The organism is Pseudarthrobacter sp. As-47, assembly GCF_058215595.1.
Window position 1 is genome coordinate 2,133,961 of record NZ_CM177088.1, and the last position, 24,667, is coordinate 2,158,627.

Below are 24,667 nucleotides of genomic sequence, written 5' to 3' on the forward strand. Positions count from 1 at the left end.
AACCCGGTGACTCAAACAACAGTGCCCGTGATCTTTGACCTGGACGGCACTCTTGTCGATCCGGCCGGTGGGATAACAGACGGAATTGCCTCGGCACTGCGTGCCGTGGGCCTGCCGGTTCCCGGCCAGGACCTGCTCCACTCGATGATCGGGCCGAAGCTCAGTGATGCCCTGCTGAACGTGGCACAGGTGCCGGCGGACCTGCTGGATGAGGTCATCCGTCTCTACCGCGAGTACTACGTTGCCACCGGAATCGCGCAGAGCCGCATCTACCCGGGCGTCCGCGAAGTCCTGGAAGCCTTCGCCGCAGCCGGGCTGCCGGTGGCTGTTGCCACCCAGAAACCGCAGCGCCTGGCCCGCACGGTACTGGAGCACCATGGCGTGGACGGGCTTTTCCACGGCATCCACGGTTCCGCGGATGACGAGAGCGCCGTGCAGGGGATCCCCCTGGGCAAGACCGAAATCATCGCCGCCGCACTCAGGGACCTGGACACGCGGCATGCCGTCATGGTGGGGGACCGGGCGCAGGACGTTTCCGGTGCCATCGCCAACGGCCTGGACTGCATCGGAGTGGCGTGGGGATTCGCCCCGGACGGCGAACTGGAAGAGGCAGGTGCCGTGGCCATCGTGGAAACTGCGGAAGGCCTCGCGGAACTGATCGGACGGATGCAGGCTGTCCACGCGGCTGCCATGAGCGGGGTGACCAACGATGGCAATGTTTGATGCCGTACGCTGGACCACCCGCAGCCTGATCTCAGGCACCTGCCGGCCCACCGTCGTCGGACTTGAAAACGTCCCAACCGACGGGCCGTTCATCGTGGCCCCCAACCACCTTTCATTCTTCGACAGCGTCATTGTCCAGGCATTGATGCCCCGGCCCGTCGCGTTCTTCGCCAAAGCCGAATACTTCACCACCGGCGGCGTCAAGGGCAAGGTCATGAAAGCCTTCTTCGAGTCCGTCGGCTCCATCCCCGTGGAACGTGGCGAACAGGCAGCCAGCGTGCAGGCGCTCAAGACGCTGCTGGACATCCTGGAATCCGGCAAGGGCATCGGCATTTACCCCGAAGGCACGCGCTCCCGGGACGGCATCCTCTACCGCGGCCGCACCGGCGTGGGCTGGCTTGCCCTGACCACCGGCGCGCCGGTCATCCCTGTTGGCCTGATCGGAACCGAGAACCTCCAGCGCGCGGGTGAAAGCGGCGTGCGGCCCCAGCACTTCACCATGAAGGTGGGGGAGCCGCTGTACTTCGATAAGACCGGCCCCGACCATTCGCTGCCGGCCCGCCGCGAAGTGACGGACCGCATCATGGACGCCATCGCCGAGCTCAGCGGCCAGGAACGGTCCACCAGCTACAACCAGAGCAAGACCGTGGAATAAGTCCTGCCGGCGCCTCAGTAGACTGTATAGGTGGCAAATCCAGCAAGTTACAGGCCGAAGACGGGTGAAATTCCCACCAACCCCGGGGTGTACCGGTTCCGCGACCAGCACGGCCGGGTCATCTACGTGGGAAAGGCGAAAAGCCTGCGCTCCCGCCTGAACTCCTATTTCGCCAACCCCGCCGGGCTGCTGCCCAAGACCTACGCCATGGTCCACGCGGCCAGCAGCGTCGAATGGACTGTGGTGGGCAGCGAGCTAGAGTCGCTGCAGCTGGAATACACCTGGATCAAGGAATTCAAGCCGCGCTTCAACGTGGTCTTCCGGGACGACAAAACCTACCCCTACCTGGCCGTGACCCTGAACGAGAAGTATCCACGCGTCCAGGTGATGCGCGGCGACAAGCGAAAGGGCACCCGCTACTTCGGCCCCTACACGGCCGGTGCCATCCGCGAGACCATGGACACCCTGCTCCGCGTCTTTCCGGTGCGGAGCTGCAGCGCCGGGGTGTTCAAGCGCGCGGAAGCCAGCGGCCGGCCGTGCCTCCTGGGCTACATCGACAAGTGTTCAGCCCCCTGCGTGGGCCGGATTTCCCCGCCGGACCACCGTGCCCTGGCCGAGGATTTCTGCGCGTTCATGGGCGGGGAGGCCAAACGCTTCATCGTCAAGCTGGAAAAGCAGATGGCCGAAGCCGTGGCCGAGCTTGACTACGAGCGCGCCGCCCGGGTCCGCGATGACATCAGCGCCCTGCGCAAGGTCTTTGAGCGCAACGCCGTTGTCCTCGCAGACGAGACGGACGCCGATATCTTCGCCCTGCACGAGGACGAACTCGAAGCCGCCGTCCAGGTGTTCCACGTCCGCGGCGGCCGGATCCGCGGCCAGCGGGGCTGGGTGGTTGAAAAGGTGGAGGATTCCACCACCCCGGACCTTGTGGAGCATCTGCTGCAGCAGGTTTACGGTGAAGACGGCGACAGCCATGGGAGGCTGCCCCGGGAGGTCCTGGTTCCCGTCACCCCAAGCAACGCCGACGAGCTGGCGCAGTGGCTCAGCGGACTCCGGGGTGCAAAGGTTGACATCCGCGTGCCCCAGCGGGGGGACAAGGCAACCCTGCTGTCCACGGTCAGGGAGAACGCCGAACACGCCCTGAAACTCCACAAGACACGGCGCGCCGGGGACCTGACCGTGAGGTCCCAGGCACTCCAGGAGCTGCAGGAGGCGCTTGACCTTCCAGTCCCGCTCCTGCGGATCGAATGCTTCGACGTCTCGCACGTGCAGGGAACCAACGTGGTGGCCTCCATGGTGGTCGTGGAAGACGGACTGCCCAAGAAATCCGACTACCGGAAGTTCTCGGTCACCGGACCCGCCGCAGCGGACGATACCGCAGCCATGCACGATGTTCTGACGCGCCGGTTCCGCCACTACCTCCAGGACAAGTCGGCGCAGGTGGATGAGGCCGCCCTGTCCGCTGACGGGCCGGACCTGGAGCAGGACCAGGGGCAGGAACCCGCGCAGGGACAGGACAGCTCGCTGGACACCACCACGCCGGCGCCGCGGGCAAAGTTCGCCTATCCGCCCAACCTGGTGGTGGTGGACGGCGGCAAGCCGCAGGTCAACGCTGCAGCCCGCGCCCTCTCGGACCTGGGCATCGAGGACGTCTATGTGGTGGGCCTTGCCAAGCGCCTGGAGGAAGTATGGCTGCCGGACAGTGACTTCCCGGTGATCCTGCCCAGGACATCGCAGGGGCTGTACCTGCTGCAGCGGATCCGGGACGAGGCGCACCGGTTCGCCATCTCCTTCCACCGGCAAAAGCGGGGGAAAGCGATGACCGTTTCCGCCCTGGACGGGGTGCCTGGCCTTGGCGCGTCCAAGCGCAAGGCACTGCTGGCCCACTTCGGTTCGGTCAAGGGCGTCAAGGCCGCCTCGGCCGCGGAGCTGTCGCAGGCGAAAGGCATCGGGCCGGCCCTGGCCAGCGCGATCGTCAACCACTTCGCCCCGGACGGTGCCGGAGCGGCTCCGGTGCCGGCCATCAATATGACCACCGGCGAAGTGATCGAAACTTAGCGGACTTCGAAGAAACTTGGCTAGGGTAAAGAACGGGGTTTCCGCCAACGCGGCAGCCTGCGGGACAACAACAGAAACGGGGCGGACTTAATGGCAGACACGACGGCGGAATCCGGAGCCGGGGAGGACGGGCTGCAGCCCGTCAAGCCCCTCGAAGCGGAGCTGCTGGTAGTCACCGGAATGTCCGGCGCCGGGCGGAGCACCGCCGCTGACGCCCTCGAGGACCACGGCTGGTACGTCGTGGAAAACCTGCCGCCGCAGATGCTGGGGACCCTGGCGGAGCTGGTGTCCCACGCCCCGCAGTCCATTCCGCGGCTCGCAGTGGTCATCGACGTCCGCAGCAAGGGCCTGTTCGCGGATATCCGCGCAGCGCTGGGAGCCCTGGCCGCCAGCGGTGTCACCTTCCGCGTGCTCTTCCTCGACGCCAGCGACAACGTCCTGGTCCGAAGGTTCGAACAGGGACGCCGGCCGCACCCGCTGCAGGGCGGCGGCCGGATCCTGGACGGAATCGCTGCGGAACGTGAGCTGCTGCAGGAACTCCGCGACAGCTCCGACGTCGTGCTGGATACTTCCGGCTACAACGTGCACGGCCTGGCCACGGCCATCACCGAACTGTTCAGCGAAACCGGCCCCGTAGCCCTGCGCCTGAACGTCATGAGCTTCGGCTTCAAGTACGGCCTGCCCGTGGACGCCAACTACGTGGCCGACGTCAGGTTCATCCCCAACCCTCACTGGGTGCCCCAACTGCGCCCGCACACCGGCCTGGACAAGGACGTCAGCGACTACGTGCTTGAGGCCGAGGGCGTCAAGAACTTCGTGGACCGCTACGTCATGGCACTGGAGCCTGTCCTGGACGGCTACCGCCGCGAGAACAAGCACTACGCCACCATCGCGGTGGGCTGCACGGGCGGCAAGCACCGCTCGGTGGCGGTCGCCGTCGAGCTATCCAAGAAGCTGGCGCAGTACCCCAGGGTCACGGTGACCACCACCCACCGGGATCTGGGCCGGGAGTAATGTCGCTGTTCACCGGCGCCCTGCCGCTGGTCCCGCCCGCGGGGTCCGCAGCGGGCCAGCATGACAAGGGGCCCAACGTTGTTGCCCTGGGCGGCGGCCACGGCCTGTCCGCCTCACTCTCCGCCCTGCGCCTGCTCACCTCCGACCTGACGGCCGTGGTGACAGTAGCGGACGACGGCGGATCCTCCGGGCGCCTGCGCGAAGAGTACGGCGTCCTTCCGCCTGGCGACCTGCGGATGGCGCTCTCCGCGCTGTGCGATGACACGGACTGGGGACGCACCTGGCGGGACGTCATGCAGCACCGCTTCCGTCCCGGCAGGGGCCCGGGCGGATCCCTGGACGAACATGCCATGGGAAACCTCCTCATTGTGACCCTCTGGGAGTTGCTGGGCGACGCCGTCGCCGGGCTCAGGTGGGCGGGCGCGCTGCTGGGGGCACGCGGCCAGGTCTTGCCCATGTCCACCGTGCCGCTCACCATCGAGGGGGATGTGCGCGTCAACGCCCCGGACGGCGGCACCGCCCTCCAGACCATCCGGGGGCAGGCCCGCTGTGCCGTGGCAGGATCCCTGGAGCAGGTGCGGCTCCTGCCCGAGGCAGCCCCGGCCTGCGTCGAAGCCCTCACGGCCATCGAGCTCGCGGACTGGGTGATCCTGGGCCCCGGCTCCTGGTACACCTCCGTGCTCCCGCACCTCCTCCTGCCCGAGATGCGCCAGGCACTGTGCCAGACACCTGCCAAGCGCTGCCTGACCATGAACCTGGCTACGGACACCAAGGAAACAATGGGCATGACCGCCGCCGACCACCTGGACGTGCTGCGGCGCTACGCTCCCGGGTTCAGCGTGGACGTGGTCCTTGCCGATCCCGCCTCCGTCCCGGACCGGCAGGAGTTCGAGAAAGCCGCCGCGATGATCGGTGCCGAGGTGGTCTTGGGTAAAGTAGGGGCGTCGGGCCGCCGTCCCGTCCACGACCCCTTGCGTCTGGCGACGGCGTACCAGGACATTTTTGGGAACAGTTAGGAAGGTGCCATGGCACTGACAGCATCGGTCAAAGAAGAACTGTCCCGTCTGGACATCAAAAAGTCATCAGTGCGCAAGGCCGAGGTTTCCGCCATGCTCCGTTTTGCAGGCGGGCTGCACATCATTTCCGGCCGCATCGTCATCGAGGCGGAAGTGGACCTCGCCTCCACGGCGCGGCGCCTGCGGGCAGCCATCGCCGAAGTCTACGGACACCAGAGCGAAATCATCGTGGTCTCCGCCGGGGGACTGCGCCGGGCCAGCCGCTACGTGGTCCGGGTGGTCCGCGACGGCGAGGCGCTGGCCCGCCAGACAGGCCTCCTCGACGGCCGCGGACGCCCCGTGCGCGGGCTGCCGTCCGCCGTCGTCAACGGTTCCGCCGCGGACGCCGAAGCCGTCTGGCGCGGCGCCTTCCTGGCGCACGGTTCGCTGACGGAACCCGGGCGTTCCTCCTCCCTTGAGGTCACCTGCCCGGGGCCGGAGTCCGCACTGGCGCTCGTGGGCGCTGCACGCCGGCTGGATATCCAGGCGAAGGCCCGCGAAGTCCGCGGCGTGGACCGGGTGGTCATCCGCGACGGCGACACCATCGCCGCCCTCCTTACCCGGATGGGCGCCCATGATGCGCTGATGGTGTGGGAGGAACGGCGGATGCGCAAGGAGGTCCGGGCCACCGCCAACCGCCTGGCCAACTTCGACGACGCCAACCTGCGCCGCTCCGCCCAGGCGGCCGTGGCGGCGGGAGCCCGCGTGGACAGGGCGCTTGAGATCCTCGGCGACGACGTTCCGGACCACCTGAAGTACGCCGGCGAACTCCGGGTGGCGCACAAGCAGGCCAGCCTGGATGAGCTGGGACGGCTCGCGGACCCGGTCATGACCAAGGACGCCATTGCCGGCCGAATCCGCCGGCTGCTGGCCATGGCCGACAAGCGCGCCCTCGACCTCGGCATCCCGGGGACGGACGCCAATGTGACGCCTGAAATGCTGGATGAGTGACAGCCCCATAGAATCAAAAAGATTCCGGGCGCCAGCCGCCCGGATGCATAATCCGAGAGTTACCAACCGGACCGAATGTCCACGATATTGGAGGATTTTGTGACCGAGTACGTATTGCCCGAACTCAGCTACGACTACGCCGCCCTGGAGCCGCACATTTCCGCGCGCATCATGGAGCTGCACCACAGCAAGCACCACGCAGCCTACGTGGCCGGGGCCAACAACGCCCTGGCCCAGCTGGCGGAAGCCCGGGAGAAGGGCGACTTCGCCAACATCAACCGGCTCTCCAAGGACCTGGCATTCCACACCGGCGGGCACGTCAACCACTCGGTGTTCTGGAACAACCTCTCCCCGGACGGCGGCGACAAGCCCGAGGGTGAACTCGCAGCGGCCATCGATGACGCCTTCGGCTCCTTCGACGCCTTCCGTGCCCAGTTCTCCGCGGCTGCACTTGGCCTGCAGGGTTCCGGCTGGGGCTTCCTCGCCTACGAGCCCATCGGCGGCAACCTGGTCATCGAGCAGCTCTACGACCAGCAGGGCAACGTTGCGCTCGGCACCACCCCGCTGCTGATGCTGGACATGTGGGAGCACGCCTTCTACCTGGACTACGTCAACGTGAAGGCCGACTACGTCAAGGCGTTCTGGAACATCGTCAACTGGGCCGACGTCGCAAAGCGCTTCGAGGCTGCCCGCACCAGCGCCACGGGTCTCATCACGCTTCCGTAGTGAGGTGTACCGCACCACGGTGTAACAAACTTCACAATTCGGACATATAAAGGCCGGGATGTGGACGGTCCGCCCCCGCACTTGCGGGGGCGGACCCAGTTAAACGTAAGATAGGTCACGGAAGGCGGTTAGCCTTCAGCAATGAGGCTGGTCGCCCTCCGTATGTAAATCATCTCTGCCCAATGGCGTGCGGGATCTGTTAGTTGGCTTGATAGCCCGCTCAACTAGTTGTGCTTCTGAAAGCACCAAGGAGACTGAACAAGTGACGACCCGTATTGGTATCAACGGCTTTGGCCGTATTGGCCGCAACTACTTCCGCGCAGCACTCGCACAGGGCGCGGACCTGGAGATCGTTGCAGTCAACGACCTCACCAGCCCCGAAGCACTCGCACACCTCTTCAAGTACGACTCCGTCGGCGGCCGCCTGAAGGAAACCATCGAGGTCAAGGACGGCAACATCGTCGTCAACGGCACCGTCGTCAAGGTCCTCGCCGAGCGTGACCCCGCCAACCTTCCGTGGGGCGAGCTGGGCGTGGACATCGTGATCGAATCCACCGGCTTCTTCACCAAGGCCGCCGACGCCCAGAAGCACATCGATGCCGGCGCCAAGAAGGTCCTGATTTCCGCTCCTGCCTCTGACGAGGACATCACCATTGTGATGGGCGTGAACCACAACCTGTATGACAACGCCACGCACCACATCATCTCCAACGCTTCCTGCACCACCAACTGCCTCGGCCCGCTGGCCAAGGTGGTCAACGACGAGTTCGGCATCGAGCGCGGCCTCATGACCACGGTCCACGCCTACACCGCCGACCAGAACCTGCAGGACGGCCCGCACAAGGACCTGCGCCGCGCCCGCGCCGCCGCCATCAACATGGTGCCCACGTCCACCGGTGCCGCCAAGGCCATCGGCCTGGTGCTGCCCGAACTCAAGGGCAAGCTGGACGGCTACGCCATCCGCGTTCCCGTGCCCACCGGCTCCGCCACCGACCTGACGGTCACGGTCTCCCGCGAGACCACCGTGGAGGAAGTCAACGCCGCCCTCAAGCGCGCTGCCGAGTCCGAGGAACTGCAGGGTTTCCTGACCTACACCGACGAGCCCATCGTTTCCAGCGACATCGTCGGCGACCCGGCTTCGTCCATCTTCGACTCCGGCCTGACCAAGGTGATCGGCAACCAGGTCAAGGTTGTTTCCTGGTATGACAACGAATGGGGCTACTCCAACCGCCTCGTCGACCTCACGGAGCTTGTCGCAGCCAAGCTGGGCTAGGGTTAGACACATGACATCAAACACCCTCAACGAACTCATCGCTGAAGGTGTCCGCGGGCGGTACATTCTGGTTCGAAGTGACCTGAATGTGCCGCTCGACGGCTCTACAGTCACTGACGACGGCCGCATCAAGGCCTCACTGCCAGTGCTGTCAAAGCTCACGGACGCCGGTGCCCGCGTGCTGGTAACAGCCCACCTCGGACGCCCCAAGGGCGCTCCAGAGGAGAAATACTCCCTTCGGCCCGCAGTAAGCCGCCTGGCTGAACTGGCCGGCTTCAAGGTCACCCTCGCCGCCGACACCGTCGGCAGCGCCGCCAGGGAGGCAGCAGCGTCCCTGCGGGACGGCGAGGTCCTTGTCCTCGAGAACGTCCGGTTCGATCCCCGCGAAACCAGCAAGGACGACGCCGAGCGCGGCGCCTTCGCTGACGAGCTGGTGGCCCTGACCGGTGAAAACGGCGCCTACGTGGACGACGCCTTCGGAGCCGTGCACCGCAAGCACGCGAGCGTGTACGACGTCGCCACCCGGCTTCCGTCCTACCTCGGCGACCTTGTGCACACCGAGGTGGAAGTCCTGCGGAAGCTCACCACGGACACCCAGCGCCCCTACGTGGTGGTGCTCGGCGGCTCCAAGGTCTCGGACAAGCTGGCTGTCATCGACAACCTGCTGGGCAAGGCTGACACCATCCTGGTGGGCGGCGGAATGCTCTTCACGTTCCTCGCCGCAGCAGGGCACAAAGTGGCTTCCAGCCTGCTCGAGGAGGACCAGATTCCCGTGGTCCAGGATTACCTCAAGCGGGCAGCGGACGCCGGCACGGAGTTCGTCGTGCCCACGGACGTCGTGGTGGCGGAGAAGTTCGCGGCAGACGCCGCCCACGAGACCGTCCCTGCGGACAACATCGAGGGCAGCAGTTTCGGTGCCCAGGGCATCGGGCTGGACATTGGACCGGACTCGGCGGCAGCATTCGCCGAGCGGATCAAGGGGGCCAGGACGGTGTTCTGGAACGGCCCGATGGGTGTCTTCGAGTTCGAAGCCTTCTCCGCCGGCACCCGCGCCATCGCCCAGGCCCTCACCGAAACCGAAGCGTTCACTGTGGTCGGCGGCGGAGACTCTGCCGCTGCGGTCCGCACGCTCGGGTTTGCCGACGACCAGTTCGGCCATATTTCCACCGGCGGCGGTGCCAGCCTGGAATACCTCGAAGGCAAGGAACTGCCGGGGCTCAGCGTCCTGGACCGGTAGGGCCTGCCCGGTGGTTCCCTCCGGCAGCAGTACCTGACCCTTCAGTCCCTCCGGCCGGCAGGTTGCCCACGGCAGCCTGCCGGCCGAACACTTATCAAGAACTTTTGGAGAACACGTGACAACGTCAACGAACGGCGCTTTCGACCGCAAGCCATTCATCGCGGGCAACTGGAAGATGAACATGGACCACGTGCAGGGCATCACCCTGCTGCAGAAACTTGCCTGGACCCTTTCCGACGCCAAGCACGACTACAGCCGGGTTGAGGTTGCCGTCTTCCCGCCGTTCACGGATCTCCGCGGCGTCCAGACCCTTGTCCAGGGAGACGACCTGGACATCGCCTACGGCGGGCAGGACCTCTCACAGTTCGACTCCGGCGCCTACACCGGCGACATCTCCGGCCAGTTCCTGAACAAGCTCGGCTGCAAGTACGTCCTGGTGGGCCACAGCGAACGCCGCACCATCCACAACGAATCCGACGACGTCCTCAACGCCAAGGTCAAGGCCGCCTTCAAGCACGGCGTCACGCCGGTGCTCTGCGTTGGCGAAGGCCTGGAGATCCGCCAGGCAGGAACCCACGTCAACCACACCCTGGAGCAGTTGCGTGCCGGCGTGGCCGGGCTGACCGGCGACCAGGCGGCTGAGCTCGTCGTCGCGTACGAACCCGTCTGGGCCATCGGCACCGGTGAAGTAGCGGGCCCGGAAGACGCGCAGGAAATGTGTGCGGCAATCCGCGCCGAGCTCGGGGAGCTGTTCGGAGCGGAAACAGCCGCGAAGACCCGCCTGCTCTACGGCGGCTCGGTCAAGGCCAACAACGCGGCCGCGATCCTCAGGGAACGCGACGTTGACGGCCTGCTGGTGGGCGGGGCGAGCCTCGATCCGGCCGAGTTTGCTAATATTGTCAGGTTCGAGAGTCACCTGGTGACGGACTAGTCCGTCCCGCCGCGCACACTCCCGCAATTCCAACTTCCTGAAAGGCCGTCGTGGACGTTCTTCATGTCATTCTGCAGATCCTCCTGGGCATCACCAGCCTCCTGCTGACGCTGCTCATCCTCCTTCACAAGGGACGGGGCGGCGGGATGTCGGACATGTTCGGCGGCGGCATGAGCTCCGGCCTCAGCTCCTCCGGCGTGGCCGAACGCAACCTGAACAGGTTCACTGTCGTCCTAGGCGTCACCTGGGGAATGGTCATCATCGCCCTGGGCCTGATCATGCGCTTCAGCGGCGGAGGCGACTCCTGACCCCTGGCAGGGGAAAAGGCAACGCACGGGCACTGCCGCCGCGCGGATCAGAGAACTAAACTGTGGCTGTCGGTTCCCGACAGCCACAGTTTCTGTTTACGCAGGCAGGAGTCCCCGATGATTCATCCGGCATCAGGCTTCCGCGGCACCCGCGCGGGCGTCACGGAAGGGACGGGTTTCAGCTTCGAGTCCGAGGATCACGGCAAGGCGCTGCCCCGTATCCAGGTCTCTTATTGGTGCGCCAAGGGGCACGAGACAAAGCCGGTCTTCGTCAAGCTCCCGGAAGACCAGATTCCGCTGGTGTGGGACTGCCGGCGCTGTGGTGCCGCAGCATCACGGGACGGGCAGGCCGCGGCAGCAGCGGATGCCATGGACGACGGCTACAAGACACACCTCGAATACGTTAAAGAACGGCGCTCCGGCCAGGACGCCGAAGACGTCCTGGCCGGAGCGCTGGAAAAACTACGCGCCCGCGGCGTCCTTGCGGACGAGCTGCTGCGGGACACGTGACGCGGCGTTCTCGTCAATAAGCCACAGGGTCCGGGACGTACCCCGCGGTCCTGCTGCCGGGACCTGCACCGGGTTGGCGCCCGCCAGGGCCAGCCCTACCGCACCGGCCTTGTCCTCTCCTGCCACCACCATCCACACCTCAGAAGCGGTATTGATGGCCGGCAGCGTCAGGGACACCCGCAGCGGCGGCGGCTTGGGTGAATTCCGGACACCCACCACCGTGCGTTCCTTTTCACGAACGCCCGCCTGCTCAGGGAACAGCGATGCGATATGCGCGTCCGGGCCCACGCCCAGCAGGACAACGTCCAGCCGGGGGAGGGCAGCGGGTTCTTCGGGCCGGTCGTCCGACATGTCCGCTGCGTGCTCAGCCGCCGCAGCCTCCCGAAGCCTCCGGGCGTAGTCGTCGGCCGCTTCTTCCGGGCCGCCGAAATCGTCCGCGGATCCGGGCTCGTGGATCCGCTCAGGGTCCACGGGGATGTGCGAGAGCAGCGCCTCGAACGCCTGGGTGGTGTTCCGGTCCGGGTCCCCGGCGGGAAGGAAGCGTTCGTCGCCCCACCAGAAATTCACCTTTGACCAGTCGACGGCCGGAGCCGCCGGAGAATCCGCAACCGCCTTGAGCGTGCCGATGCCCACGGTTCCGCCGGTCAGCACCACGGTGGCCTCGCCGAACTTATCCTGCACATCAACAAGCTTGGTGATCAGGCGGGCGGCAATGGCGGCCATCAGGACGGACGAATCAGGATGAATGCTTACTCTTGGGTCAACGCTCACTGGGTCGGACGCTCCTTAGATTTGTACGTGGCAGTCCAATAGTAATCACTTCCCCAAACACCTCGTCGGGGTCCAGTCGGCGGAGCTCCTCCGCGAGGCAGTCCCGCAGGCTGCGGCGCGGAAGCGAAATCCGCTGCGCCGGCTGGCCGGGCTGGGTCAGCTCGGCCACGGACAACCCGGGCCGGAAGAGCTGGATGTCCCCGCCGGGCCGCGTCAGCCGCACGCGCCGGATGCCCGTGCCTGCCGGGTCGGCAACGATGGTCACCGGCGCGTCCAGGGTGAGCGTCAGCCAGGCCGCGAGGAGGATGGTGCTCGGGGAATCAGAGGCACCCTCCACGGCGACTGACGTCACGGGGGAGGAGTCCACCTGGTCCAGGACCGCGGCAAGCTGGATCCGCCAGTTGGTCAGGCGCGTCCAGGCGAGGTCCGTGTCCCCGGCCTTGTAGGTGGACCGGATGTTCTCCAGGGCACGCTGCGGATCAGGCTCGTTCGCGGAGTCGGTGATGCGGCGGTGGGCAATCCGTCCGATGGAGGTTTCGCAGGCGTTCTCCGGAGCACCGTGCGGCCACCAGGCCACGATCGGTGCGTCCGGGAGCAGCAGCGCGGCCACCAGGGACTCGCTCTCGTGCGAGAGCTGCCCGTAGCCGCGCAGTACGATCACCTCGGAGGCACCGGCGTCCCCGCCCACACGGATCTGCGCGTCCAGGCGGTCCGGTGACGTAGCTCCGGCGTCGGCCAGGACAATAATCCGGCAGGGGTGTTCCCGGCTGGCCTCGTTGGCGGCCTCGATGGCCTCTTCCTCAAGCCCGGACTTGGTGACCACCACCAGGGTGAGTACCCGGCCCAGGGCAATCACGCCGCCCTGCTCACGCAGGGACATGATCTTCTTGGAAACGGCTGAGGTGGTGGTGTCCGGCAGGTCTACAATCATGGCCTTCTCCAGGTTCGTCCGTCGCGGGCCAGCAGCTCGTCAGCCGAGGCGGGGCCCCAGCTGCCCGGGGCATAGGGTTCGGGCTGTTCGTTCAGCTGGGCCCAGTATTCCTCGAACGGGTCCAGGATCTTCCAGGACAGCTCCACTTCCTCGTGCCGCGGGAACAGCGGCGGTTCGCCCAGGAGCACGTCCAGGATCAGCCGTTCGTACGCCTCGGGGCTGGACTCGGTGAACGAGTGCCCGTAGCCGAAGTCCATGGTCACGTCCCGGACTTCCATCTGCGTGCCCGGGACCTTTGAACCGAACCGGATGGTGACGCCCTCGTCCGGCTGGACGCGGATCACCACGGCGTTCTGACCAAAGTCGTCCTCGGCGTGGTCGCGGAACAACAGGTTGGGCGCCCGCTTGAACACGACGGCGATTTCCGTCACGCGGCGGCCCAGGCGCTTGCCTGCGCGCAGGTAGAACGGGACCCCGGACCAGCGGCGGGTGTGGATGTCCACCCGGATAGCGGCAAAGGTCTCGGTGGTGGAATCGGCAGGAATGCCTTCCTCCTCCAGGTAGCCCTGGACCTGTTCGCCACCCTGCCAGCCTCCGGTGAACTGCCCGCGCGCGGAGTGCGTGGAGAGGTCATCAGGGAGCTTGACGGCGGCAAGGACCTTTTCCTTCTCCGCGCGCAGGTCGTCGGCGTTGAAGGAGATGGGCTCCTCCATCGCCGTCAGGGCCAGCAGCTGGAGCAGGTGGTTCTGGATCACGTCGCGGGCCGCGCCCACGCCGTCGTAGTACCCGGCGCGGCCGCCCGTGCCGATGTCCTCGGCCATGGTGATCTGCACGTGGTCCACGTAGTTCGCGTTCCACAACGGCTCGAACAGCTGGTTCGCGAAACGCAGCGCCAGGATGTTCTGGACCGTCTCCTTGCCCAGGTAGTGGTCGATCCGGAACACCGCGTCCGGCGGGAACACCGATTCAACGATGTCATTAAGCTGCCGGGCGGACTCAAGGTCGTGCCCGAACGGCTTCTCGATCACCACGCGGCGCCACTTGTCACCCTCAGCCTGTGCCAGGCCGTGCTTGGACAGCTGCCGGCAGACCTGCTCGAAGGCCTTGGGCGGGATCGACAAATAGAACGCGTGGTTCCCGCGGGTGCCGCGCAGCTCATCAAGCTCATCGATGACTTCACCCAACCGCTCGAAGGCGTCGTCGTCGTCGAACTCTCCCTGCACGAACCTGATGCCCTCGGAGAGCTGGTTCCACACTGCCTCATCAAAGGGGGTGCGGGCGTAAGCCTGCACCGAGGCCTTCACCTCGGCGGCGAAGTCCTCCTTGTCCCACTGCCGCCGGGCAAAACCCACCAGGGCAAAGCTGGGGGGCAACAGGCCACGGTTGGCGAGGTCATACACGGCGGGCATGAGTTTCTTGCGGGCAAGGTCACCGGTCACTCCGAAGAGGACCAGCGACGACGGACCGGCGATCCGGTTCAGGCGGCGGTCACGCGGGTCGCGGAGCGGATTCCGCCCACGGCCAGCAGACTTCCTGCCGTATTCAGTTTCTGGCATGGTGCTTTTCGTGCCTTAGCTTTCAGTAACGGAGGCTGACCTGGCGGACAGCGCAGCAATAATGTCCTGCAACTGTGCCACACCGGCAGCCCGGTCAGTGAGGTGCAGGCGAAGCACGGGACGTCCATGGTCGGACAGGACCTGGGCGTCGCCGGCAGCCTGCGCGGCGATCAGTTCACCGAACGTGAAGGGACGGTCCGGGATGGCGAGGTCCTCCGAGGAAGCAGCCGTGACCTGGAGGAACACTCCGATTGCCGGGCCGCCCTTGTGGAACTGGCCGGTGGAGTGGAGGAAGCGGGGGCCCCAGCCGAACGTCACGGGACGGCCGGAGACGGCGGCAAGCTCATCGCGGATGCCCTCGAGCTGAGCAAATGCCAGCCGGTCGAAGTAGGCCTGGACGCTGAGGTAGCTGTCGTTCTCCAGGGTGTCCAGCAGCGCCTTCACGGCGTCGCCGGCGGTGCGGGCATCTCCGAGCCAGTCGCCGCCGCGGACTTCGATGGCTCCGTCAACAAACGCTGCAGGAGTTGGCTCGGGCTGGGCGTCCAGCAGGCCGCGCGCAGCCACCTTGGCGGCCTCCACATCGGGCTGGTCGAACGGGTTGATGCCCAGCAGGCGTCCGGCCACGGCAGTGGCGAACTCCCAGACCATCATCTGGGTGGGCAGTCCGCCGGCGATGGCAACCTCGTTTTCACCGAGTTCGACGTCGGCATCGGCTGCTACCAGCCGCACCACCAGGACGTCCGGCGCGCCGCCGGTGACCTCGGGCGAGCCGGGCCCGGCAACCACGGGAAGCACGCCGGTGCCCAGCTTGCCGGTGGACTCGGCGATCAGCTGCTCGGCCCAGTCGGCGAAGCCCACAATGCCGGAGCCGTCCTCGGCAATGACGATCTTGTTCCGGAGGGGGCTGGTTCCGCCAAGGGCGGTTCCGAGTGCCAGGCCGATGTTTTCCGGCGCATCATCGTTGAGGATCTCCGCTGCTTCCTCGGCTTCATCCAGGAAAGCCTGGATGTCCACACCGGCCAGGCCGGAGGGCACAAGACCGAATGCGGTCAGCGCCGAGAAGCGTCCGCCCACGTTGGGGTCGGCGTTGAACACGGCACGGTAACCGGCGTCCCGGGAGGCCTTGTCCAGCGGGGAACCGGGATCGGTGACGATGATGATGCGGCTGGCGGCGTCGATGCCGGCCTCGTTGAACGCCTTCTCGAAGACCCGCCGCTGGGAATCCGTTTCAACGGTTGAACCGGACTTGGACGAGACCACGATCGCGGTCTCGTCCAGCCGGTCGGCGAGGGCTGCACGGACCTGGTCGGGGTCCGTGCTGTCCAGCACTGTCAGCTCGACGCCGGCGGTGCCGGCAATAACCTCTGGAGCCAGCGAGGAGCCGCCCATGCCGCACAGCACAATGCGGGTGACGCCTTCCGACGTCAGGGCGTCGCGGAGTTCCAGGATGTCCTTGACCAGCGGCTGGGAGACGGTGGCCGCCTCCACCCAGCCGAGGCGGATTGCCGACTCGGCTTCCGCATCGGGACCCCACAGGGTGTGGTCCTTGGCGAAGATGCGGGTGGCGATGCGTTCCTCCACGAGGACGGGGAGGTGCTGTTCCAATGCCTGCAGTGCGGCACCGGTGGCGTCGTAGCTGAGAGTGGTCATGTGGGTCAGGAAGCCTTCCGTGCAGCGGCGAGTGCGCCTTCGACGTCGGCCAGCAGTTCCTTCCAGCTGGCCACGAACTTGTCCAGGCCTTCGGATTCGAGGAGTGCCACGACGTCGTTGTAGGAGATGCCGAGCTTCTCCAGCGCGTCGAGGGTGGCGTTCGCTTCGGCGTAGGTGCCGGTGACAGTGTCCCCGGTGACCACGCCGTGGTCGAAGGTGGCGTCCAGCGTCTTCTCGGGCATGGTGTTCACGACGCCCGGGGCAACGAGTTCGGTGACGTAGAGGGTGTCCGGGTAGGCCGGGTCCTTCACGCCGGTGGAAGCCCACAGGGGACGCTGGGGGAGAGCGCCGGCTTCGGCCAGCAGCGCCCAGCGTTCGGTGGCGAACAGTTCCTCGTAGACCTGGTATGCCAGGCGGGCGTTGGCCAGGCCGGCTTTGCCCTTGAGTGCCTTGGCTTCCTCGGTGCCGATGGCGTCAAGGCGCTTGTCGATCTCGGAGTCCACGCGGGAGACGAAGAACGAGGCCACGGAGTGGATCCTGGAAAGATCGTGGCCGTTTTCCTTCGCCTGCTCCAGGCCGGACTGGAAGGCGTTGATGACGGCGCGGTAGCGCTCCAGGGAGAAGATCAGGGTCACGTTGACGCTGATGCCCTCGGCCAGGGTGGCGGTGATGGCTTCGAGGCCCTCAAGGGTGGCCGGGATCTTGATGAGGACGTTGTCCTTGTTGACCCGCTTGTACAGGTGCTTGGCTTCGGCGATGGTGCCTGCCGTGTCCCAGGCCAGGCGGGGGTCCACCTCGATGGAGACTCGTCCGTCCACGCCCTTGGTGGCCGCAGCCACAGGCGCGAAGAGGTCGCAGGCGTCCGCGACGTCGGTGGTGGTGATCTCGAAGATGGTGTCCTCGACGCTGGCGCCGGCTGCTGCCTGCTTGGCGATGGTGGCGTCGTAGTCGGTGCCTGCCGTGATCGCGGCGTGGAAGATGGACGGGTTGGTGGTTACGCCAACCACGTTCTTTTCCTCGATGAGCGTCGCCAGGGTGCCGGTGTCCAGGCGTCCGCGGGAAAGGTCATCAAGCCAGATGGAAACTCCGGCGTCTGAGAGTTGCTGGGTGGGAGTAGTCATTGTTCTGTATCTCCTGGAAATCGTTGGTTAGGCCTGGAGGCCTGCGAGGGAGTCCTTGGCGGCAGCGGCGACGGCCTCTGCGGTGATGCCGAACTCCTGGAAGAGGCGCTTGTAGTCCGCGGAAGCGCCGTAGTGCTCCAGGCTGATGGAACGGCCGGCGTCGCCGACGAATTCCTTCCAGCCGAGGGCGAGTCCTGCTTCGACGGATACGCGGGCCTTGACGGCGGCGGGCAGCACGGATTCGCGGTAGGCGGCGTCCTGCTTGTTGAACCATTCGACGCAGGGCATGGAGACAACGCGGGCGGCGATGCCTTCGGCCTGCAGGGCCTCGCGGGCCTGGACGGCCAGCTGCACTTCGGAGCCGGTGCCGATGAGGATGACGTCGGCGGGGACGGTGGCGCCGTCCTTGGATGCTTCGGCAAGGACGTAGCCGCCCCTGGCGACGCCGGCGACGGAACCGAACGTGTCGCCGTCGGCCGCGCCGTCACCGCGCTCCCAGGTGGGGATGTTCTGGCGGGTCAGCACGATGCCGGCGGGGTTGCTGTGGTTCTCCAGCATGGTCTTCCAGGCGACGGCTACCTCATTGGCATCACCGGGACGGACAACGTCCAGGCCCACGATGGCACGCAGGGAAGCGAGCTGTTCCACCGGCTGGTGGGTGGGGCCGTCTTCGCCGAGGCCGATGGAGTCGTGTGTCCAGACGTACAGGGACGGAACACCCATCAGGGCGCCCAGGCGGATGGCGGGGCGCTGGTAGTCGCTGAAGATCAGGAACGTGCCGGAGAATGCGCGGGTCCGTCCGTGGAGGCTGATGCCGTTCACAATCGACGCCGCGGCGTGCTCGCGGATGCCGAAGTGCAGCACGCGTCCGTACGGGTTGCCGGACCAGGCGTCGGTCTGCTTGGAGGCAGGAACGAACGACGGCGAGCCCTCGATGGTGGTGTTGTTCGACTCCGCAAGGTCAGCGGAACCGCCCCACAGTTCGGGGAGGACGGGGCCCAGTGCGTTCAGGACCTTGCCGGAGGCCGCGCGGGTGGAGACGTCCTTGCCGGCCGGGAAGACCGGAAGGGCTGCGTCGACGCCGTCGGGAAGTTCCTTGGCCTCGATGCGCTGCAGCAGCTCGGCGCCTGCGGGGTTGGCAGCCTGCCAGGCGTTGAAGGACTCTTCCCATTCCTTGCGGGCAGCGGCACCCCGGTCCACCACGGCGCGGGCGTGGGCAAGGACGTCCTGGTCGACATCGAAGGACTTGGCGGGGTCGAAGCCGAGGACCTCCTTAAGGGCTGCGACTTCCTCTGCACCAAGGGCGGAACCGTGGATCTTGCCGGTGTTCTGCTTCTTGGGCGCCGGGTAGCCGATGATGGTGCGCAGCGAGACGATGGAGGGCTTGGACGTCTCAGCCTTGGCTGCAAGGAGTGCCGAGTAGAGCTCCTGGACGTCTTCCTTGTATTCGCCGGTCTTGGTCCAGTCGACGCGCTGGACGTGCCAGCCGTAGGCCTCGTAGCGCTTCAGGACATCCTCGGTGAAGGCGATGTCGGTGTCGTCCTCGATGGAGATGTGGTTCTCGTCGTAAACCACTACGAGGTTGCCGAGCTCCTGGTGGCCGGCGAGCGAGGAAGCCTCTGCCGTGACGCCTTCCTGGAGGTCGCCGTCGGACGCGATGACCCAGATGGTGTGGTCGAAGGGGCTCTCGCCCGCGGCAGCATCGGCGTCGAACAGCCCGCGCATCCGGCGCTGCGAGTAGGCGAACCCGACAGACGAAGCAAGGCCCTGGCCCAGCGGGCCCGTGGTGATCTCGACGCCGGCGGTGTGCTTGTACTCGGGGTGGCCGGGTGTCAGTGATCCCCAGGTGCGCAGGGCCTCAAGGTCCTTCAGTTCCAGGCCGTAGCCGGACAGGAACAGCTGGATGTAGAGCGTGAGGGACGTGTGGCCCGGAGACAGGATGAAGCGGTCACGGCCCAGCCAGTCGGGGTTCCGGGGGTCGTGGCGCATCAGCTTCTGGAAAAGAAGGTACGCGGCCGGTGCCAGGCTCATGGCCGTGCCGGGGTGGCCGTTGCCAACCTTCTCCACCGCGTCCGCGGCCAGCACGCGGACAGTGTCCACCGCACGCTGGTCCAGGCTAGTCCAGGACAGTTCTTGCTCTTCCAAATGTGGCACGAAAACCGGGCCCCTCTCTGTGCTGATGGCAGGTGGCACACCGGATCCGCATGAAGGCACGCTGTGTGGCGCCCGCTGCGGTGTGTACCAGCCGTTCACCATCGAAACGTTGATCTTTCACTCAGCCACTGGCAGTTGGGAATGCGTTTTCCACCGCTTCCTTGCTGCGTGCTGATCTGGTGACAGCTTAGCTCTATTCCATTCTCCGGGCGGCCCAAATCTCACGTTTTGGACGCAATTTCCGCTTATGTGAATGCGTCTGAAGTGAGGTTGAGTTAATCTGCTCGAATTGGCGCGCGAGCGATCACCAGCACCAACAGAAGCCCTGGCTGGCGCTGATCGCCGCCCCGGCCGACCGGCCGTGGCGGCGAGGCCGGCGCGGTATGATATTCGGAGGCCAGCGCCGGGCTGGGGGACACGTGCCAGCCGCCCGGACTCCCGCTGTTGCGTGGATCACTGTTCCGCGGGCGCCCGGTTTTGGGGCGGGGCCGGACGACCAAGCTGGACAGCCAGACAGAACTGCCAACAGAACGGGTGACTGCCACCGTGAGCACAACAGATACGACGCTGAACGCATCACGGGCTTCGAGGCCCGGGATCGCCCGTAAAGCAAAGGCGTATCTCGCCCTCACCAAGCCCCGGGTCATTGAGCTGCTCCTGGTCAGCACGCTGCCCACCATGATCTACGCAGAGCGCGGGTTTCCCTCCATCGGGCTCATTCTCGCCACGCTCGTGGGCGGCGCCTTCGCGGCCGGCAGCGCCGGAGCCTTCAACTGCTACATTGACCGCGACATCGACAAACTGATGCACCGCACCGAGAACCGCCCCCTGGTCACGGGTGAGGTCACGCCGCGTGAGGCACTGATCTTCTCGTGGCTCCTGGGTGCTGCCGCCATCGCGATCCTGTGGTTCGGTGCGAACCCCCTGTCGGCCTGGCTCGGGCTGGGCGCCATCTTCTTCTACGTGGTGATCTATACGATCATCCTCAAGCGCCGGACCGCGCAGAACATTGTGTGGGGCGGGGCAGCGGGCTGCTTCCCCGTGCTGATTGCCTGGGCGGCGGTCACCAACTCGGTGGAATGGCCGGCCGTCATTCTCTTCATGGTGATCTTCCTCTGGACGCCCCCGCACTACTGGCCGCTGTCCATGCGCTACGGCGAGGACTACCGCAACGCCAAGGTCCCCATGCTCGGCGCCATCGCCGGTGCCAAGGTGGTTTCGGTGCAGGTGGTCCTCTACGCCTGGGCCATGGTGGCCTGCTCTTTGCTCATGGTTCCTGCCGGCGGAGCCGGATGGGTCTATACCGTCACTGCCGTCCTGGCGGGCGCGTGGTTCCTCTACGAGTCACACGCTCTCTATAACAGGGCGCAGCGTGAGGATATCTCGGACAAGCGGGCCATGAAGGTCTTCCACGGTTCCATCAGCTACCTCACCCTCCTGTTTATCGCCTTGGCCGTGGACCCGTTCATCGGCCCCGCCGTCATGGCAGGCTGACTCCACAGTCCTCTAAACCTCTCCCGGCCGCGGCCGGGGGAGGTTTTTTTTGACCAGGACTTAACGCCGGGGCAGGGGGAAGCAGGCGCCGTCATATGTATGACAGAACTGTCATGTTGGTCACTTTAACCTGTCACGGCTCGTGACCGTGTGGTTACGGTGGAACTGCTCCTGTTCCCAAGCAAAGGAAGTTCCATGGCACAACCGCCGCACCCCGCCCCTGCTGTTGCCTCAAACCACAGCCCGCCGCCGGCCGGCACCAATAGCCGGCACGGGTTCCGCCGCCCGGTATTCCTGGCCCATCTTGCAGCCGACGTGCCTGCTTCGCTGGTGGTGTTCCTCGTTGCCCTGCCATTGTCGTTGGGAATCGCCGCGGCGTCCGGCGCCCCCGTCATGGCCGGCCTTATCGCTGCCGCAGTCGGCGGCATTGTGGCGGGGAGCCTGGGCGGGTCGCCGCTGCAGGTGAGCGGCCCGGCCGCCGGCCTGACCGTCGTCGTAGCCGGCATTGTCCAGGAGTTCGGCTGGCAGGTGACCTGCGCCATCACCGCGGCAGCCGGCGTCGTCCAGCTGCTGCTGGGCATCAGCCGCGTGGGCCGTGCCGCGCTTGCCGTCTCGCCGGTGGTGGTCAAGGCCATGCTGGCCGGCATCGGGGTGACCATCATCCTGCAGCAGGTCCACGTCCTGCTCGGATCGCAGCCGGCGGGGTCGGCCCTTGAGAACCTCAGTGCCCTGCCCGCCGCCATCACCGGCGTCGAACTGCACGCCGCCCTCCTGGGCCTTACCGTCGTCGCTATCCTCCTCGGCTGGAAGTACCTGCCCGCCGCAGTGCGCCGGGTCCCGGGGCCGCTGGCCGCCGTCGCTGCCGGCACGGCACTGTCTGTGGCGTTCGCCCCTGCGGTTGAACGCATCTCCTTCACCGGATCGATCCTGGACGCGGTCGCGTTGCCGCAGCTGCCCGACGGCAGCTGGCGGGCAGCAGCGTTCGCCGTCCTGACGATGGCGCTGATCGCCAGTATCGAGTCCCTCCTGTCCGCCGTCGCCGTGGACAAAATGCAGCACGGCCCCCGGACCAACCTGAACCGCGAGCTGGTGGGGCAGGGGGCCGCCAATATCGTTTCAGGATCGCTGGGCGGGCTGCCCGTCACCGGGGTGATCGTGCGCAGCGCCACCAACGTGGAGGCCGGCGCCGCGACCCGGGCCTCCGCCGTCCTGCACGGTGTTTGGGTCCTTGCCTTCTCCGCACTCTTCGCAGGGCTGATCCAGCTGATCCCGCTGTCCGTCCTCGCGGGCCTCCTGGTGGTTATCGGAGCCCGCCTGATCAAGGTGGCGGACATCCGCACCAGCCTCCGGACCGGTGACCTGCTGATCTATGCCGTGACCCTGCTGTGCGTGGTGTTCCTGAACCTGCTGGAAGGCGTCATGATCGGCCTGGCCCTCGCGGCGGCCAGTGTGCTGTGGCGCGTGTTGCGGGCAACAGTCCACGCCCAGGCGCCTGTTCCACCGTCCAGGTCCTGGCGCATCACCATCGACGGTTCGTGCAGCTTCTTCGCCCTGCCGCGGCTCAACCGCGTGCTGCACTCGGTCCCGGCCGGCGAGCACGTGCTTGTGGAGCTCAACGCGGATTACGTGGACCATGCGTTCCGCGAGGCCCTGCTCGCCTGGCAGCAGCAGTACCAGGCCGCCGGCGGTACTGTCCTCCTTGAACATCACGGGAACACCCTGTTCCAGGACGCGGCGGACCAGGCACCAAAGCGCCAGGAAGCGCAGGAGCTTCCGCTCCCGCCAAGGACCTCGTGGCAGCCCGCTCCGGACGAACTGGCGGAGGGAAATGAAGGACAGAGCGCGCTGCCGCCATCACCGGTCCTGCTGGGCATCAACAAGTACCACCGCCGCTTCGCTGACAAGGTCCGCCCGCTGGTGCAGGACCTGGCGGAAGGGCAGAATCCGGACACCCTGTTCGTGGCCTGCGTGGACTCGCGCGTGAACCCCAACCTGATCACCAGCAGCGGCCCCGGTGACCTGCTGACGTTGCGGAACATCGGCAACGTAGTGTGCCACGACGGCCAGGACGCCTCGATCGACTCGGCCCTCTCCTTTGCCCTGAAGGGCCTGGAAGTGGACTCGATCGTGATCTGCGGGCATTCGAACTGCGGAGCCATGAAGGCCGTCATTGCCGATGCCGAAGGTGCGGGCAACCCCGGCCTTGGAACCGGTTTTGACGCCTGGCTGGAGCACGCCCGCCCCAGCTACCTCGAACTGCTGGCGGACCATCCGGTGGCCGCCAGCGCGGCTGCCGCTGGATATGGCAGGCTGGACCAGCTGGGCATGGTGAACGTCGCCGTCCAGCTCGCCAAGCTGGAAAGCCACCCGGTGGCAGGTCCCGCCCTGGCCGACGGGCGTGTCCAGGCGACGGGCCTTTTTTACGACATCGCCACCGCCCGGGTGGTGCTTGTGCGCCAGGCGGGCATTGAGTTCCTGGACCCGGAACAGGCTGCGGAGATGTCCACCGCCCACGCACCGGCGCGTTAGCCGCAGCGTCGACAGGCACGAAAAAGGGCGCCCCGGTTCACGAACCGGGGCGCCCTTGCCAGGCTTACAGGGTCAGGCCACGGGGCTTGACTTGGCGAGGTCCCAGGCGTTGGTCGCAGCGCCCATGAGCATGGCGGCGCCGAGCATGTGGGCGGCCACCAGCAGGGCCGGGATGCCGTTGTAGTACTGGGTGAATCCGATGACGGCCTGGAGCAGGGTAACGCCAAGGAGGCCGAGGACCGCCGTGCGGATGGGGCCAGTGATCCGCCGCAGCAGCACCAGCGCGAGCGCCACCAGGGTTCCCGCGGTCACCAGGTAGGCCGGGACGGCGTGGATGTGCGAGAACAGGTCCCAGTCCAGCCCGTTGCGCGGTGCATCGGCGTCTCCGGCGTGCGGACCGGCTCCGGTGACCACCACACCCAGCATGACGGCGACGGCGGAAAAAAGCGCGACGGCGGCCGTCACGGGACGCATGACCCCCGGCAGGGCGGCGAGGGGAACAGTGCGGAACCGGCCGGTCCGGCCGAACGCACGGTTGACCAACAGCGTGGCAAGCACCACCAGTGCCATGGAAACCAGGAAGTGGAGGCCCACCACCCAGGGGTTGAGGTTGGTGAGGACGGTGATGCCGCCGATCACGGCCTGGGCGGGGATGCTGGCCAGCAGGCCCAGCGCCAGCAGGAAGAGGTCGCGGCGTTCCTTGCGGAGGTTCCACAGGTACACCAGCATCAGCGCGGCGACGGCCGCCAGGGCGAAGGTCAGGAGCCGGTTGCCGAACTCGATGAACCCGTGGATGCCCATCTCGGGCGTGTTCACCAGGGACGTGTCCGTGCAGCGGGGCCAGGTGGGGCAGCCCAGGCCGGAGGAGGTCAGCCGGACGGCTCCACCGGTCAGCACCAGCAGGGTCTGCCCGATCAGGGAGGCCACGGCGAGGCGCCGGACACTTGCATCCACGGTGCGGGGCAGCCGTGATGCGAGGCGGCCGGCGAACTGGGGAAGGCGGAAGGCGGTGCTCACGAG

General features: G+C 66.6%; 21 protein-coding genes. 14 read left to right on the plus strand and 7 right to left on the minus strand.

Annotation, left to right across the window (positions count from 1 at the left end; translation table 11 throughout):
- Positions 1-6 precede the first annotated feature (6 nt).
- From AC4BCK_RS09855 to AC4BCK_RS09910, 12 genes are all read left to right on the plus strand, one after another.
- The gene (locus AC4BCK_RS09855; RefSeq protein WP_366286333.1) at positions 7-723 is read left to right on the plus strand and encodes an HAD family hydrolase; all 717 of its coding nucleotides are present in this window, start codon (positions 7-9) and stop codon (positions 721-723) included.
- Positions 710-1,378, plus strand: a complete 669-nt coding sequence (locus AC4BCK_RS09860) for a lysophospholipid acyltransferase family protein (protein WP_174174589.1) — start codon at positions 710-712, stop codon at positions 1,376-1,378. The genes AC4BCK_RS09855 and AC4BCK_RS09860 overlap by 14 nt, the downstream gene beginning before the upstream one ends.
- A 30-nt stretch (positions 1,379-1,408) precedes the next feature.
- Positions 1,409-3,436 carry an excinuclease ABC subunit UvrC gene (gene uvrC, locus AC4BCK_RS09865; protein WP_490566873.1) on the plus strand — a complete coding sequence of 676 codons (2,028 nt, stop codon included), beginning with the start codon at positions 1,409-1,411 and terminating at the stop codon, positions 3,434-3,436.
- Between the two features lie 90 nt (positions 3,437-3,526).
- Positions 3,527-4,450 carry an RNase adapter RapZ gene (gene rapZ / locus AC4BCK_RS09870; protein ID WP_104187314.1) on the plus strand — a complete coding sequence of 308 codons (924 nt, stop codon included), beginning with the start codon at positions 3,527-3,529 and terminating at the stop codon, positions 4,448-4,450.
- Positions 4,450-5,466, plus strand: coding sequence for a gluconeogenesis factor YvcK family protein (locus AC4BCK_RS09875; RefSeq protein ID WP_251420151.1), 1,017 nt, complete (start codon positions 4,450-4,452; stop codon positions 5,464-5,466). Before rapZ ends, AC4BCK_RS09875 begins: the two co-directional genes overlap by 1 nt.
- A gap of 9 nt (positions 5,467-5,475) precedes the next feature.
- Complete coding sequence (gene whiA, locus AC4BCK_RS09880; protein ID WP_015937022.1) at positions 5,476-6,456, plus strand: DNA-binding protein WhiA; 981 nt, start codon at positions 5,476-5,478, stop codon at positions 6,454-6,456.
- 99 nt (positions 6,457-6,555) lie between these two features.
- A complete protein-coding gene (locus AC4BCK_RS09885) occupies positions 6,556-7,182 on the plus strand; it encodes a superoxide dismutase (protein ID WP_066280635.1) in 627 nt (208 codons plus the stop codon).
- A gap of 262 nt (positions 7,183-7,444) precedes the next feature.
- The gene (gene gap, locus AC4BCK_RS09890; RefSeq protein ID WP_104187307.1) at positions 7,445-8,455 is read left to right on the plus strand and encodes a type I glyceraldehyde-3-phosphate dehydrogenase; all 1,011 of its coding nucleotides are present in this window, start codon (positions 7,445-7,447) and stop codon (positions 8,453-8,455) included.
- Between the two features lie 10 nt (positions 8,456-8,465).
- Positions 8,466-9,692, plus strand: coding sequence for a phosphoglycerate kinase (locus AC4BCK_RS09895; protein WP_251420150.1), 1,227 nt, complete (start codon positions 8,466-8,468; stop codon positions 9,690-9,692).
- 115 nt (positions 9,693-9,807) lie between these two features.
- On the plus strand, positions 9,808-10,623 hold the full coding sequence (gene tpiA, locus AC4BCK_RS09900) for a triose-phosphate isomerase (protein ID WP_490566874.1): 816 nt from the start codon (positions 9,808-9,810) through the stop codon (positions 10,621-10,623).
- Positions 10,624-10,673: 50 nt separating this feature from the next.
- On the plus strand, positions 10,674-10,931 hold the full coding sequence (secG, locus tag AC4BCK_RS09905; RefSeq protein ID WP_066275628.1) for a preprotein translocase subunit SecG: 258 nt from the start codon (positions 10,674-10,676) through the stop codon (positions 10,929-10,931).
- Positions 10,932-11,048: 117 nt separating this feature from the next.
- The gene (locus AC4BCK_RS09910) at positions 11,049-11,441 is read left to right on the plus strand and encodes an RNA polymerase-binding protein RbpA (protein ID WP_251420148.1); all 393 of its coding nucleotides are present in this window, start codon (positions 11,049-11,051) and stop codon (positions 11,439-11,441) included.
- On the opposite strand, the gene pgl is transcribed toward AC4BCK_RS09910, so the two are convergent.
- Genes pgl through tkt form a run of 6 tightly spaced genes read right to left on the minus strand, consistent with a single transcriptional unit; the run spans position 11,394 to position 19,615 of the window.
- Complete coding sequence (pgl, locus tag AC4BCK_RS09915) at positions 11,394-12,164, minus strand: 6-phosphogluconolactonase (protein WP_251420229.1); 771 nt, start codon at positions 12,162-12,164, stop codon at positions 11,394-11,396. The genes AC4BCK_RS09910 and pgl overlap by 48 nt on opposite strands.
- Before the next feature lie 37 nt (positions 12,165-12,201).
- Positions 12,202-13,143, minus strand: a complete 942-nt coding sequence (locus AC4BCK_RS09920; RefSeq protein WP_363935864.1) for a glucose-6-phosphate dehydrogenase assembly protein OpcA — start codon at positions 13,141-13,143, stop codon at positions 12,202-12,204.
- Complete coding sequence (zwf, locus tag AC4BCK_RS09925; RefSeq protein WP_174174572.1) at positions 13,140-14,699, minus strand: glucose-6-phosphate dehydrogenase; 1,560 nt, start codon at positions 14,697-14,699, stop codon at positions 13,140-13,142. The genes AC4BCK_RS09920 and zwf overlap by 4 nt, the downstream gene beginning before the upstream one ends.
- 15 nt (positions 14,700-14,714) lie before the next feature.
- Positions 14,715-16,349, minus strand: coding sequence for a phosphoglucose isomerase-related protein (locus tag AC4BCK_RS09930; protein ID WP_490566875.1), 1,635 nt, complete (start codon positions 16,347-16,349; stop codon positions 14,715-14,717).
- 5 nt (positions 16,350-16,354) lie between these two features.
- Entirely contained in the window at positions 16,355-17,470 is a 1,116-nt protein-coding gene (gene tal / locus AC4BCK_RS09935) for a transaldolase (protein ID WP_363935868.1), read from the minus strand.
- Between the two features lie 27 nt (positions 17,471-17,497).
- Positions 17,498-19,615: a transketolase gene (tkt, locus tag AC4BCK_RS09940; protein WP_174174793.1), complete on the minus strand. Its 2,118-nt coding sequence runs from the start codon at positions 19,613-19,615 to the stop codon at positions 17,498-17,500.
- A gap of 543 nt (positions 19,616-20,158) precedes the next feature.
- On the opposite strand from tkt, the gene AC4BCK_RS09945 reads away from it, so the two are divergent.
- On the plus strand, positions 20,159-21,118 hold the full coding sequence (locus tag AC4BCK_RS09945) for a heme o synthase (protein ID WP_174174566.1): 960 nt from the start codon (positions 20,159-20,161) through the stop codon (positions 21,116-21,118).
- 195 nt (positions 21,119-21,313) lie between these two features.
- Positions 21,314-23,647 carry a SulP family inorganic anion transporter gene (locus AC4BCK_RS09950; RefSeq protein ID WP_490566876.1) on the plus strand — a complete coding sequence of 778 codons (2,334 nt, stop codon included), beginning with the start codon at positions 21,314-21,316 and terminating at the stop codon, positions 23,645-23,647.
- 72 nt (positions 23,648-23,719) lie between these two features.
- Here the strand turns inward: AC4BCK_RS09950 and AC4BCK_RS09955 are convergent, their stop codons facing one another.
- A complete protein-coding gene (locus AC4BCK_RS09955; RefSeq protein ID WP_174174562.1) occupies positions 23,720-24,664 on the minus strand; it encodes a COX15/CtaA family protein in 945 nt (314 codons plus the stop codon).
- Positions 24,665-24,667: the final 3 nt, after the last annotated feature.